This window comes from Teredinibacter franksiae (assembly GCF_014218805.1).
GTDB classification, from domain to species: domain Bacteria; phylum Pseudomonadota; class Gammaproteobacteria; order Pseudomonadales; family Cellvibrionaceae; genus Teredinibacter; species Teredinibacter franksiae.
The window spans coordinates 3,648,149-3,662,405 of the sequence record NZ_JACJUV010000001.1 but is presented as its reverse complement, the minus strand read 5'-3'; the positions used below and the strand labels follow the sequence as shown (position 1 = coordinate 3,662,405).

Below are 14,257 nucleotides of genomic sequence, written 5' to 3'. Positions count from 1 at the left end.
GTGGGAGAAATCAAATCGTGTTAATCGAGATCTTCCTTACTCACGGCGCAGCAGCTTTTCATGCAAATCGGTCAGTTCAGGCTGATAGCTGCCCCGCGTTGCTAAATAATGTAAATTAAAAATTTTAAAATAGTCGAACAGTTTGTTGGCTTGAAGCGGCTCATTGGCCAACTGCAAGCACAAGCCACCGGCTTCCGCCGTCGAAACTTGGTGTAAATGTTCAGACTTTCTGACGGCATACCCTCGTAAAAGTGATTCCGGAAACGCCAATGTTGGAATACCATCCAACCACCGACTAAGCGTCAACATACGGCGCGCCTGCTTCCACGTACCGTCCAACAAAATAAAGGTGTTCGTCTTACCGTCCTCCGGCAGTGCCTCTGTACTTGGGTGGTGATCTACATTTTCCGGAAACACAATATAACAGCGTCGATCAGGTTGCTTAAGTAACTCCAGTAAATTCGGTTCCGGATGGGTGCGACTCCAGCAGCTCACCTGCGTACTTGCCGGAAATACATCAGCAATCAACCGCCCGGTATTCGTTGGCTTAAACACTTCATTGTGGTGCATCAGCAATACAAAATGGCTCTTGCAACTAGACTCTGGGCAGTACAGGCAAATACAGGCACGTTCGGCCAACTGACAGCGATCACACCGCACCACAGATTTCCCCCGCGCGTTAAAAACCCGTGTCGCTTCTGCCAATCGCTTGGCTTTTAATGCTAAAAACTGATTTGTCATTGTAAAGACGCCTAAGAGCTTTGTTCCAACTAGTAAATTGCCACTTCCCAAGCGACCGTTCATTTTGCATACAATGCGAATACTCATGTAACATTTTTACCACAAACACCCGCTAGTGTTCACCGATCTTTGCCAAGTGATTACTTATACATGCATTAAAATACCCTAACCCATTTCGAAAACTTAGGCCTTCCGGCAGCGTAAAGCTACAGAGCCAATCAACAAATGGGTATCGATTTAACCAATATGGGTAAGTAAACGAAAACTACGCCATTATCGCCAAAAAACTCACACCCAACCGGTTTTGTGAACCGTATCTGGCACATATTCGACAAAAGAAATGCAAGGGCTTCGCTATTCAATTGCTTTTAAACTCTGGCTTTATGTAGGCCCCTCTACCGCCATTCAGCAAATTACTGCAACCTCACCCCATCAATTTCTGGCGAGCGGAGCGATTTTCTTAGATACTCCGTTTACCCTCAGGTAAAGGAGTACAAAAATGACCGAGATTCTTGTACAGCACACCGATATCACCCGCCTCGAAGTAAACGCTATAGTGAACGCGGCGAACACCAGCTTACTCGGCGGCGGTGGTGTAGACGGCGCCATTCATCGCGCAGCTGGCCCAGAACTGCTGAATTACTGTAAAACGCTCGGTGGTTGCGATACGGGCGAAGCACGTATAACACCAGGTTATAGACTTCTGGCGGACCATATTATTCACACCGTTGGCCCGGTTTGGCATGGTGGCCACCAGGGTGAGAAGGCCGAACTTCAGTCTTGCTACCGGCAATGCCTGAAACTAACCGGCCGGCATCATATTCCCTCTATTGCTTTTCCCGCCATAAGTTGTGGTGTATACGGCTACCCCCATTCCGAAGCCTGTGCCACAGCAGTTGAAGAAGTGTGCAGCTACCTCACCGATCATACCCATCTACAATTGGTTATTTTTGCTTGCTTCAGCGAGGCTATGTGCGCCCAATACAAGCACGCGCTTTCACGCAGAACGTTTTAGGGGTCAACGATTGAATATTGTACGACGCATTCTAGTTTTTATTGCCGCCACAGGGTTACTCTTTGGCTCGCTATTTTTCAGCCAACTGGCATTTGACAAAATTTTAGATTTTCGCAAACTCGAGCGCATCCCTGTTACCTCAGTTCTCGGCAGTACCTATGGAGAGGTTCAGCTACGTGGCTATGCCATTGAGGCAGAGCAATCGCTAACCTCACCAATGACCAACACTGCCTGCGTTTATTACCGTTACCTTGTCGAAGAGGAATACCGAGACAGTGATGGCGATACCCATTGGCGCACTCTGCGCGATGAAACCCGAGGCCTAGACTTTTATCTAGATGACGGTAGCGGTCGCGCACGCCTGCGAGCGGCGGATGCGCTACATACAATTCAATGGAATGCACCAAAGGCGTTTTTCAAAGAAACCGGCGACCACCGCTATACCGAATGGCGTATAGACAACAACCAATGGATTACAGTTTTTGGCTGGATGGAGCCAGAATTAAACAACCCTCATGTTAATTTTAAAACACTAGGCGAGTATGTACCCATTATTTCCTCCGGCACTGCGGCTAACGAACGCAGTCGTATGGGTTGGAGTGCTCTTCTTTTATTAGCCAGCGCAATTGCAGCGCTGGTTCTGATGTGCTGGTGCGTAATGTTCTGTTTTCGCCTGCACAAGATATTAATATACCTTAGTCTTACCTCACTCTGTTGCACCGGTTTACTTTTTCACTACGGCTGGAAGAGCCTGCAAGAGGATGTGCTCACGGGTTACGGGCATTACCAAAAGCAGCTAAATCGTTCACAAACACTGACGCAGGCATTAATGGCAAACTACAAACTTAAAGCGATACCCGGCTTTGATGTTAACGCTCCGCCCCATTCCGCTCTTTCAACCGATGACAAGCTTCGGGTCAATAGCTGGCGCATAGCAAGCCACCTTGTACGCGAACATTATCTGCAGCAAATCGATCGTTTCCCCGAAAACATCTACGCTCGCATGAACAATTTGGACACGCCACCGCCTATACAACTACCCGCAGAACAATTAAAAATCGCAAACGAACAAATGGCGTCCTTTGAGCGAACCAAAACGGCAGATACCGCCTGGTTAAACCTAGTGGCCGTTGCCATTACCTTTATTACCGGGTGGCTGGCCTTTCGCTTTATTAAAGTAAAACGAATACAAGAAAATTTACCTACGCGAAAAACCGCAGGCGTTACCTGTGGGTTAACGGAAGTTACTGGCACGCTCACGGAAGAAGAAGGTAAAAACACCCTGATAGGCCCTGTATCTAACCAGCCCTGCTGCTGGTTTCACTACACCGTCAAAGAACGACGCAGTAGCGGTAAGAATACGCGCTGGGTAACCATTGAAGATCGGCAAGAAAAACAGCCCTTCTACTGTAATGACGACGAAGGCAAAATTCGTCTATTTCCCGGCAAGGCCGAAATTATAACCAAGCACTGCACCAGCAGGCGCGAAGGCCGCTACCGCTATACCGAAAAACGTCTAAGCCCCGGCGACACACTTTATTGTTTGGGTAAAGCCGTACCCGACAAAAGCCGGGGCGACACATTGGTACTCACCCACGATAAAGAAGCACCTTATATCATCAGCAATAGACCCGAACACGAAGTTATGCTGATGAAAGCCAACCGCGGTATGGGAATGCTCACGGTGGGCATTAGCGCGATGTTTCTGGCTCTGCTCATTATTGCGGGCAGTAACGGCAGTTTTTCTAGCCTCGACTACCTAATTGCGTCACTGGCTGCACCGTTTTTTTTAAGCGTGATTATGCTTATAATAATGTTTAACGACTTAATATTTCTTCGCCAGCGCTGCAAGCGCGGCTGGGCTAACATTCAAACAAGCTTGAAAAAACGCGCAACACTTATTCCTCAATTGGAAAAAGTCGCCAAAGCTTTACTTGCTCACGAAAAAGGTTTACTCACGCAAATAACACGATTGCGCAGCCAATCCATGCAGCAACAGTCGACCAATGAGGTGAATCGATATATGCGCAATGAACACACATTCATCAATAACCTACAAATAACCCTAGAAAAATACCCAGAGATTAACACCGATAAATCCATACAAGACTTACATCGCCGCATCGTAAAGCTGGAAAACGAAATTGCCATGATCCGCAACGGCTTTAATGATTCAGTTACCCAATACAATACCCGCATACAGCAATTCCCAGATGTACTAATAGCGAAATTATTTCGATTTACGCGAATGAGCTTGCTGGACTTCAGTACGGCTGCACACGCACTACCAGAGATAGCACTAGATAATCGCTGATCTAAACCTTTATTATGTATAACAATAAATAAAAACTTAAGTACGGAGTAAGCGCATGCCGCCCCTAAATCAACCCGCCCCTCAATTAACAGTAAAGGCCGTTCTGCTCGGCATTGTATTGTCCATGGTTCTTGCCGCCGCCAACGCCTATCTTGGCCTATTTGCGGGCATGACAGTTTCGGCTTCCATTCCAGCGGCGGTTATTTCCATGGGGCTGCTAAGGCTTTTCCGAAACTCCAATATTCTTGAAAACAATATCGTGCAAACGGCTGCCTCGGCGGGAGAATCCGTTGCCGCCGGTGTCATTTTCACGATACCCGCGCTGATTATTCTCGACTACTGGAATGTATTTGATTATTGGTGGGTTTGCATTATTGCCGGCCTAGGGGGCTTGCTAGGGGTTATGTTTACCGTACCTTTACGGCACACGTTAATTGTCGAGCAGAAATTAAAGTTTCCAGAGGGGCTGGCAACAGCAGAAGTATTGCGTGTAGGTGAAAGTGGTAGTCAAGGTTTAAAAATTCTGGCCTGGTCGGCGGCTATTGGTGCCGTAACAAAACTATGTGAAACAGGTTTAAAGCTTTGGTCGGGTACCGCACAGTCGGCCACTTATTTTGGCCAAAGTAGCATTGGATATATCGGCAGTAACTTATCTCCGGCACTTATCAGCGTTGGCTACATTGTAGGGCTTAACATTGCTGTACTAATATTTTTAGGCGGCGTTATATCTTGGCATATCGCCATCCCTATTTATTCCACCTTTTTTCTCGATACCGACCCCTTACTTGCAGCAAAATTTGCCAACGGTATGGCCGCCGAAGATTTGGCCTACAGTATCTGGACAGCAAAAATTCGCTACTTAGGTGTGGGTGCCATGCTGGTGGGTGGCATCTGGGCGTTAGTTTCCATGCGCGGCTCATTGCTCTCGGGGATTCGCAACGGGTTGAAAAAACAAAAATTTGAACCTGGAGAAAGTTACGACCACACAGAACACGATACACCAATGAAATTTGTACTTGCGGGTATTGTGCTATTTGTACTACCCATTTTTGCGGTTTATTACAACATCGTCGACTCCCTAGGCATCGCTTTTTTGATGGCGGTGGTTATGGTTATTACTGGATTTTTATTTTCGGCGGTGGCCGCTTATATGGCGGGCCTTGTCGGTTCATCGAACAATCCAGTATCGGGCATCACCATCGCAACGATTTTATTCAGCTCTCTCTTACTCGTTTTGTTAATGGGCAAAGAGGCCAGTACCGGCGCAGCAGCGGCCATCATGATTGGCGCCGTTGTGTGCACCGCCGCGGCTATTGGTGGCGACAATATGCAAGACTTAAAAGCCGGTTTTATTCTTGGTGCAACACCCTGGAAGCAGCAACTTATGCAGGCGGTTGGTGTTATTTCTGCCGTGCTTGTAATGGCACCCATCCTCAATTTATTACTGGCCGCCTACGGTATAGGCGCGCCTACCGCCGAGCACCCCGATGCATTACTCGCTCCGCAAGCAACCCTTATGGCTTCGGTCGCAAAAGGTGTGTTTGGTGGTGGGTTACCTTGGGGCATGGTGTGGATTGGCAGTGCTATTGGTATAGCGATTATTATTCTTGATGAATATTTAAAAAAACGCGACAGTAACTGGCGCGCACCCGTACTCGCTGTAGCCGTAGGCATCTATTTACCGTTGGAGCTTTCGGTTCCTATTGTTATCGGTGGTTTACTCGCACATTTTGTGAAAAAGAAGCTGAAGAACAACGCCCCAGGCGAAAACAATCACAATGGTCTACTGTTTGCTTCAGGCCTTATTACCGGCGAAGCGTTAATAGGCATATTCATGGCCATTCCAATCGTTATCAGCGGCAACCCCAACATTATCGCTCTAAATTTCAAACTGCCTGTATGGGTAGGTATTTTCGTTATCGCCGCTATTGCTTATTCACTCTACAAAGTAGCGAGTAAAAAACAAGCCTAAGCCCGTTTCCCTGTTGGTAAAAACCGACATTGCAAAAAAAAACACCGTTAAATTTGGACAAAAAAACGCCGGGCAAATAGGCCCGGCGCTTATGTTGAACCTTATACAATATTAGTCTAGAAGTCCCACACCCACGTTCTGAGTAACAACAGCAGGAATATTGGCTGACGCTTCCAGTTCGTAACTATAGGGTACCGTTACATCGGTGGCGCAACTCGACTGCAGCTGACCATCAACAATGGCAGGTACGGCATGAGCCTTACCATTAGCAACGGTGCGAGTGTACTGAATGTTGTCGATTGTGTTCTCGTATGCTGTCCAACATCCAGGCTCGGAAGAATCCGTGGACGCCAACAACGGATTGTTCGAGTTGTAAAAATAGTTACCTTCCACAAGCACTTCACTGTACATGCGTGCATTAATCCCGTGAATCATATCGCCATTACTTTGGTTCGACCAATAGTTGTTAAAACTATGGGCTTCGCCGTGGCGTAACAAAGGCGTGCGCTGTTCTATATTTTCGTACCAATTATGGTGAAAGGTAATAAAACTATTTTTATCATCAGTGTCACTGGAGCCAACCAACCCACCACGGCTTGAATTCCGCAACCAGTTGTAGGAAACCGTTACGTATTTCACATCACTTTTCATATCGACCAAAGAATCGTAACCATCGCTTTCACCGCCGCTGGCCTCGAGCGTATTGTGGTCTATCCAGATATTGTGAACACCCGCTTCCATACCGATGGCATCACCACCATTAGACGTGGGTGAACCGGATTTCTTCACGTTTTTAATATGAAGATTTTGCACAATAATGTTGGACGCATCACGTACGTGAATACCCACTTGGTCTAGTACACCGCGATCACCCACACCAATCAATGAGATATTACTCACACCTTTAAACTGAATCTCCTCGCCAGTTGTGTCGCAACTTCCGCTAGCACTGGTGGTGTTGTCATGGTTGATCGTGCCATCGACATAAATAATAAGAGGGGTCGTATCAGAAGCCCGGCCACACATCGCCTGATTAATTTCCGCTCCCGTGGTTGCGGTTACTGTATTTCCGCCAGCACCACCGGTGGTACCCCCATTTTCAGTCGCCCAACCTTCAAGCTTGGGTGCTCGAACAGCAACGCTACTAAAGCTAGAGGAAGTACTACTATTGGCGGAGGAACTGCTGGAGGACGAAGCACCCGCACAAACTTCAAGAGAAAGGCCCTCGCCTTGGATACGAATAGAATCGATATTCGACAACCCATCGGTCGATTGCGCGGTAATAACCAACGTATTTGAACCGGCATCTAAAGCAATATCCTGGGTTTCTTCCTGCCACGTATCCCAGTCACCGGTGGACGCCAAGTCAAATACGGCTGCACTGCCGTCGTTGCCATTCGCAACCAAGGTGCCAGAACGTGCCGCTGTACCTTTGTTGGCAAAGCGTAATGTCACGCTGTAAGTATTGGCCGAACTAGCGCTCACCTGCCAACTGACCGCCATATTCGCCGCATTAGTGGTATTGGCATAGCCGTTACCGGTATAACCGGCGTGCTCACTTTCAATATCACCATCCACACGGCAGAAGCCCTGCGAATCTTCCTGAATCAATAACTCGGAAGATGAACGGCTAGAACTCGAGGATGGTGTAGTGGAGGACGAATCGCTTGCGCTAGATTGACTACTACTGGAAGACTCACTATTCGCCGAAGAAGAGCTACTAGAAGATACCACTGACGAAGAGGAACTAGACAAAGAGACACTGGAGCTAGAACTGGAATTGTCGTCATTGCTTGAAGACGAGCCTCCGCCACCACAGGCAGCGAGTAGGGACACAGACAGGAAAAGTGAGAGGTACTTGAACATAGCGTAGAGACACCTAGTTAATCGAAATAAAAATTAACATCGAATATAGCGGCGCAGTATAACAGATCATTTTGTACGCCAGCCTTCGTCGACCAGCGGCTACGATAACTGTGATCTCAGACAAAATTTCACGATTCATACCGAAACTAGCGCTGTGAGCTTATGCGCACTCAGCTCGTAATGACTGCGCAGCTCGCGCTCGGCGCTTACGCATCCAGATAATCACGCCCGTTACCGAAAAAACGGCAACCATCAACCCCAAAAACGATACGATGACCCGCCCCGTCACACCCAAAATTCTGCCACTATGTAGCGGAAACTGTGCCTGCATGAAGATATCGCCTGCACTGCCCTCACCGGGTAGACTGGCCCCCAAATAGCGGCCATCTTCGCCACTGAAATAAAACCAAGGGTTACCCAAGCCGCCATCTCCGTGACTATTGCCCCCTTCAAAAAAACCAACTCCGTACACATTGTAATCGCGCGCAAAGAAAATCCCCCCCAGCGGTGAGCTCAGGTCCAATTCGCGCTCCTCGATTTCGGCCAGTGCACGCTCCAGTATCTGCTCACGACTGTAATGAGGTGTGGAATATTCACTGAAGGGGGCCGTTTCGAACGGGCTTGGCGTAAGCGGGGAGACACTATTAACTAACGGACGCACGACCTGAAAACCGAGATTCATCGAGACCGATGTAATGGCCAGAATTAACATGAAAAACCACAACCAAACACCACCGGAACGGTGTAGATCAAAATTCAGTTTGTAGCCCCCAGACTTAAAACGAAAAGCAAAGGATTTACGCCAGCTACGACGCGCAGGAAAGGAGATCCACAGCACCACCAAACAATCCAGTACCCACACAATGCCAACAATGCCCATCAATAAAACTCCCGTTTCTAAACCACCAATATCCGGCAGGTGCATGGAGTAGTGCAGCTTGTAAAGAAAGGGCAAAAGGTTCTCGCGAGAGAGCGACACCGCCCCCCACATACGACTTGCCTGAACTTCCCCCGTTCCCGGGTTAAGGGCTATTTGATTGTAATCCAGCTGAGTATCAGCACTGCGCTCCTTGACAAAAAGATTTAACGCATGTCCCTGCTCTATCGCTAAAGGTAGAAAGGTTACGATGGTATTCGGAGCTTGGGTTTCCAGCTGGTTTGCCAACATTAGAGCCGTTGCTGTCTCTCCCTCCCAGCTTGCTTTGTACATACTCGGATTCAATGCTTCATCCAGTTCATGATCCCAGGAAATAATGGCGCCAGTGAGCCCGGAAACAAATAAAAACACAGCCATAAACAAGCCAAACCAACGGTGCAAGTGAGGAAGTAAAGAACGCATAAATTTTTTCTAGCCGCAGAAAGTAGAGAAAGAAGAGGTTAATTTGACCCATTACAAATAATAACCATTATCATTGACATTTGCATTACCGGTGCTATATTGGCGTCAAAATCTTTCTCCGTCAACCCATATTGGATAGTACAAATGAAACCCTCTTCGTTACCCTACCGCCAAACAGCCCTTGCCTGCGCAGTATCCCTACTTGCTCAACAGCCCGTTCTCGCCGACGAAACTAACAGCGCCGAGTCCATTGAGGAAATGCATATTATTGGTCTGCGTGATGAGCGCACAAGTAAAGGCGCAATAGGCCTGGATTTATCACTGTTCAACACGCCGCAATCGGTCAGCATTATTGACCGCGCTCTTATCGACGACTTTGCCCTAGACAATATTACTGAGCTACTTAAACTCGCCGTCGGTGTGAATGTAGATGAAGTGGAAACCGACCGCACCTACTTTAATTCCCGCGGTTTCGACATTAAAAGTATGCAGGTAGACGGCCACGGACTGCCTTTCACTTGGAACCTAGTGGGTGACTTAGACACGTTTATCTACGACAAAGTGGAAGTTGTGCGAGGCGCAAATGGCTTACTTACCGGTACTGGCAACCCCTCAGGCACCATTAACTATGTGCGTAAACGCCCTACCAACGACCTACAGGCCAATGCGAGCCTTGAATTAGGTTCCTGGAACAAGCGCCGAATTGAAGCCGATATTTCCACACCGATTACCGAATCCGGCTCTTGGGCAGCTCGAATTGCCGTTGCCGACCTCAGTACCGACAGTCACCTGGACAACTACAGTAAAGAACGCCTAATTGCCTATGGCGTCATTGACGGTCAGCTTTCACGTAACGCAACATTCACGGCGGGGCTCACCCATCAGGCAGCTCGCTCTGAAAATGTTTTATGGGGTGCGCTGCCGCTACAGAACTCCGACGGTAGCCAGGCCGAATACGATACTTCGGCGTCCACCACCATGAACTGGAGCTTTTACGAAACCGACGATACCAGCGCATTTGCCGAATTACAGTTGGAGTTAGGCAACTGGATATGGACTACAACCCTCACCCACAACGATCGCGAAGTACCCTCTGAATTGTTCTACACCTATGGAGACATCGACGCCGACACCGGTCTTGGTCTTTATGGCTGGCCCGGAAAGTACCTGAACACCCGCGACCAAAATATGCTCGACTCCACCTTGATCGGTGATTTTGAGCTGGCAGGCCGTAACCATGGCCTCGCTATGGGCTTGAATGCAAGTAAATCGAACGAAGGTTATCTGGATTACGTCGCCCCTGCCGACTCTCCCGCTTGGGGAGCTCTACCGTCGTTTCCCGGCTGGAGCGGCAATGAAATTCCACGTCCAAATTTTGGCGAAGGCTCGGTTGAATCCAACTTCGACACCAATACTAAACGCCTCTACGCAGTGGCGAATTGGAGCCTAAGCGATAAGCTTTCATTCATCACTGGCGCCAATTTTATTGATGCTACATCCAAAGGTTTCAGTTTTGGCGAAACCATGGACAGAGATGATGCCGAACTTAGCCCCTATATCGGCACCACCTACGAAATTACACAAGGCGTAAACCTTTACGCCAGTTACAGCGATATTTACGAGCCCCAAGGCGAACTTAACGAGGAGCTAACAAATCTTGGCCCTGCAGTGGGCACCAGCAGCGAGCTGGGTGTTAAAGCCGAATTGTTGAACGGCGAGTTACTCACCAGCGCCTCTGTATTTACAGCAAACCAGGAAAACTATGCAGAATATGCCGGCTTTGAACCAGAGACAGGCTTGTCTTACTACAGCGGTATTGAAATCAACGCCAAAGGCTTTGAGCTAGAAGCCAGCGGAAAAATAACCGACGAATTACTGCTCACCGCAGGCTATACGCAACTTTCACTTGAATCTCCAGAAGGTGACGACGTTCGCACCTATGTACCGCGTAAAACCCTCAAAGCAACCGCTCAATACACGCCAGTAGAAGCCCTCTCGATTGGCGCAAGTGTTCGTTGGCAAAGTAAAATTGCTAACGGCCCCATCTCACAAGACAGCTACGCCGTGCTTTCGGCCTACGTAAGCTACGACATTAACGAAGCCGTTAATGTGGCACTCAACCTGAACAATATTACCGACACAAAATACCTCACCAGCCTCTACTGGAGCCAAAGCTACTATGCGGCACCACAAAATGCGCAGCTGAGTGCAAGCTACCGCTTTTAACCACTGCCCCACGTTATAATTCAACTAACCAACAAAAAAGGCCAGATGCTCACGCTCTGGCCTTTCTTGTTGTTCAATCTACACAGATTCGTGCAAAAGAAACACTATTGCCGAATACGATAGCCTGTTTTAAAAATCCACCAAACAGTTGCAAGACAAACCGTTAGGAAAAACAGGGTCATACCCAGACTTACGCCTATATTCACATCAGCAACACCGTAAAATGACCAACGAAAACCGCTAATCAGATACACCACAGGATTAAACAACGTCAATTTTTGCCAAGTTTCAGGTAGCATGCTGATGGAGTAAAACGCACCGCCCAAAAAAGTGAGCGGGGTAATAACCATTAACGGAATAACCTGTAGCTTTTGAAAATCATCGGCCCACACACCAATAATGAAACCGAACATACTAAAGGTAACCGCCGTAAGCATTAAGAAGGACACCATCCACACCGGGTGAGCAATATCATAATCAACAAACACGCGGGCCGTTAACAGAATAAGCCCTCCCAAAACTACAGATTTTGTAGCCGCAGCACCGACATAACCAATCACAATCTCCATTGGCGACACGGGTGCCGACAATATTTCGTATATCGTGCCAGAGAACTTCGGGAAAAATATACCGAACGAAGCATTCGAAATACTTTCGCCTAGTAAAGACAACATAATTAGCCCAGGGATGATAAAGGCACCATAGCTTACGCCATCTATATCGCCCATTCGGGAACCAATTGCCGCACCAAACACAATAAAATACAGCGACGTAGACAACACTGGTGAGGCAATACTCTGCATAAGAGTACGGCCTGTTCTCGCCATTTCAAACATATAGATAGCGCGAATACCGTATAAATTCATGATTCTTCCCTCACCAGATTTACAAATATATCTTCGAGTGAGCTTTCACTGGAATGAAGATCTCTAAACTCAAGTTTTTTTTCATCGAGACAACGCAACAACTCGGCAATACCAGAATTTTCGTCCTGTGTATCAAAAGTATAAATGAGCGAGTAGCCGTCATCACTGAGATCAAGGTTGAACCTCTCAAGGCCGGCGGGCACCTGCTGAAGAGGCACATGAAGCTGGATAGCCAGCTGTTTCTTACCCAGCTTTTGCATCAAACGTTCTTTTTCCTCAACAAGAATAAGTTCGCCCTTATTGATAACACCTATGCGGTCTGCCATCTCTTCCGCTTCGTCAATATAGTGCGTTGTTAATATTATGGTCACACCCGACGTCTGTAAATCTTTCACCATTTTCCACATGTCGCGCCGCAATTCAACATCAACGCCTGCTGTGGGTTCATCCAGAAACAAAATTTCAGGTTCGTGAGACAACGCCTTTGCAATCATGACACGGCGTTTCATGCCGCCGGACAACGTCTTTATTTGCGCGTCTTTCTTTTCCCATAGCGAAAGCTGTTTCAGAAGCTTTTCCAAATAGGCTGGGTCTGGCGCTTTGCCAAATAGGCCTCGACTAAAAACAACCGTTGCCCAAACACTTTCAAAAGCATCAGTGGAAATTTCTTGCGGCACCAAACCAATCGCACGCCGGGCTGCCCGGTATTCTTTTGCAATATCAAAACCACCGGCTAGCACACGCCCGTTAGTGCCATTAACAATGCCGCAGACAATACTAATTAAGGTCGTTTTACCTGCACCATTTGGCCCTAGCAGCGCAAACAACTCACCCTTTTTTATATCCAAATTAATATTACGAAGGGCGGTAAAACCACCCTTGTACGTTTTATTTAAATCTTTAATTGAAATTACATTTTCCATAAATACTCTATCAACCCGCGGTTAAATCTGTGTTACTCATTCACTTTGTCTACCACTAACCTATGGCCCTTTTCAAACCCCCAGGCTTCCCCATAATCCGCTTCAAAGAGATGCCCATTAGAGTCTTTACAATAGCCTGTAATTCCCCAGCGGCTGCAGGTTTGACAAGGGTTCCACCTGCCTCAACGGTATTTACAGAATTTGTGGTACTTCTTCCGGTGTTTTTGCTAAATACACCAGGCCAATACCCATAAAACCATTACCTTCCAAACACGAATATAGTGCATCTTTCGCTAGGTCTTGCCGGGATAGGAGGCAAAGCGCGTATCCAACCAGATCAATTTTTACAAATGCATCGTGTCCAGTGGGTGATTTTTCCACCCAAGCACCGTTTTATTTCTATTCATATTTTAGAAACCACCGCCCCAGACACCAACCCAAATAAGTGCCAAGGAAATAGTTAAAGCCAAAACAGCTAACATAATCAACAATGAAATACCAAACGCACGCCAATTGGAATACAGCAACCCCGCTTCCACCTTATGCTGCTCAATATATTCACCCTGGTAGTACTTCGCCAGTTGGTGCACAATAATTACCTGAGGAACAGCGTAAGAAATTTGTGGAAGCGCAACAAATTGTTCAATTAACATCAAAGCTAATATAAATAAAATCGTCCCCCCAATAGAAATCCATAGGGCTTTACTTGCCTCCACACCCATCCCCAACGCTTTGTAGTTCCGTGAGAGCAGAAAGCCACCGGCAATGGGAGTACCAAAAAAAGTCGCCACCCCCATACCCGTGAGTGTATAAAGCTTAAAATCCCGATGGCTACTTACAGCAACATTAAGATCGGATTCGGGAGACGTGTAAATATCGTTCATTGTATCAACGCCCTATTTGGCCAGGTAATTAAGAGCACCAACGTTAAGCGTAATTTTTCTGATACGCAAGTAGAGGTTAACCCCTGCACAACTAGATCAATTTAACCCCCA

Annotated in this window: 11 protein-coding genes; 4 read left to right on the top strand and 7 right to left on the bottom strand. The window is 47.4% G+C overall.

The genetic code is table 11. The features are described 5' to 3' along the window. Nucleotides 1–36: 36 nt before the first annotated feature. Complete coding sequence (locus tag H5336_RS15500; protein WP_185235157.1) at nt 37–741, bottom strand: tRNA-uridine aminocarboxypropyltransferase; 705 nt, start codon at nt 739–741, stop codon at nt 37–39. A gap of 499 nt (nt 742–1,240) precedes the next feature. Between H5336_RS15500 and H5336_RS15495 the strand changes: the two genes are divergently transcribed. The 3 genes from H5336_RS15495 to H5336_RS15485 are packed head-to-tail and all read left to right on the top strand — an operon-like array spanning nt 1,241 to nt 6,042. Next, the gene (locus H5336_RS15495) at nt 1,241–1,756 is read left to right on the top strand and encodes an O-acetyl-ADP-ribose deacetylase (protein WP_185235156.1); all 516 of its coding nucleotides are present in this window, start codon (nt 1,241–1,243) and stop codon (nt 1,754–1,756) included. 10 nt (nt 1,757–1,766) lie between these two features. Beyond that, nucleotides 1,767–4,070 carry a LemA family protein gene (locus tag H5336_RS15490; RefSeq protein WP_185235155.1) on the top strand — a complete coding sequence of 768 codons (2,304 nt, stop codon included), beginning with the start codon at nt 1,767–1,769 and terminating at the stop codon, nt 4,068–4,070. 55 nt (nt 4,071–4,125) lie between these two features. Then, nucleotides 4,126–6,042 (top strand): OPT family oligopeptide transporter, encoded by a 1,917-nt coding sequence (locus H5336_RS15485; RefSeq protein ID WP_185235154.1) that lies wholly within the window; start codon nt 4,126–4,128, stop codon nt 6,040–6,042. A gap of 111 nt (nt 6,043–6,153) precedes the next feature. On the opposite strand, the gene H5336_RS15480 is transcribed toward H5336_RS15485, so the two are convergent. After that, the gene (locus H5336_RS15480; RefSeq protein WP_185235153.1) at nt 6,154–7,908 is read right to left on the bottom strand and encodes a pectate lyase family protein; all 1,755 of its coding nucleotides are present in this window, start codon (nt 7,906–7,908) and stop codon (nt 6,154–6,156) included. Between the two features lie 160 nt (nt 7,909–8,068). Then, on the bottom strand, nt 8,069–9,247 hold the full coding sequence (locus H5336_RS15475) for a PepSY-associated TM helix domain-containing protein (protein ID WP_185235152.1): 1,179 nt from the start codon (nt 9,245–9,247) through the stop codon (nt 8,069–8,071). A 144-nt stretch (nt 9,248–9,391) separates the two neighbouring features. On the opposite strand from H5336_RS15475, the gene H5336_RS15470 reads away from it, so the two are divergent. Beyond that, on the top strand, nt 9,392–11,473 hold the full coding sequence (locus H5336_RS15470; protein ID WP_185235151.1) for a TonB-dependent siderophore receptor: 2,082 nt from the start codon (nt 9,392–9,394) through the stop codon (nt 11,471–11,473). A 104-nt stretch (nt 11,474–11,577) separates the two neighbouring features. On the opposite strand, the gene H5336_RS15465 is transcribed toward H5336_RS15470, so the two are convergent. The 4 genes from H5336_RS15465 to H5336_RS15450 all read right to left on the bottom strand — a co-directional run bounded on the left by H5336_RS15465 (nt 11,578) and on the right by H5336_RS15450 (nt 14,146). After that, the gene (locus H5336_RS15465; RefSeq protein WP_185235150.1) at nt 11,578–12,339 is read right to left on the bottom strand and encodes an ABC transporter permease; all 762 of its coding nucleotides are present in this window, start codon (nt 12,337–12,339) and stop codon (nt 11,578–11,580) included. Beyond that, on the bottom strand, nt 12,336–13,262 hold the full coding sequence (locus H5336_RS15460; RefSeq protein WP_185235149.1) for an ABC transporter ATP-binding protein: 927 nt from the start codon (nt 13,260–13,262) through the stop codon (nt 12,336–12,338). The genes H5336_RS15465 and H5336_RS15460 overlap by 4 nt, the downstream gene beginning before the upstream one ends. Before the next feature lie 192 nt (nt 13,263–13,454). Further along, a complete protein-coding gene (locus H5336_RS15455; RefSeq protein WP_185235148.1) occupies nt 13,455–13,643 on the bottom strand; it encodes a VOC family protein in 189 nt (62 codons plus the stop codon). Between the two features lie 29 nt (nt 13,644–13,672). Next, nucleotides 13,673–14,146 (bottom strand): hypothetical protein, encoded by a 474-nt coding sequence (locus tag H5336_RS15450; protein ID WP_185235147.1) that lies wholly within the window; start codon nt 14,144–14,146, stop codon nt 13,673–13,675. Nucleotides 14,147–14,257: the final 111 nt, after the last annotated feature.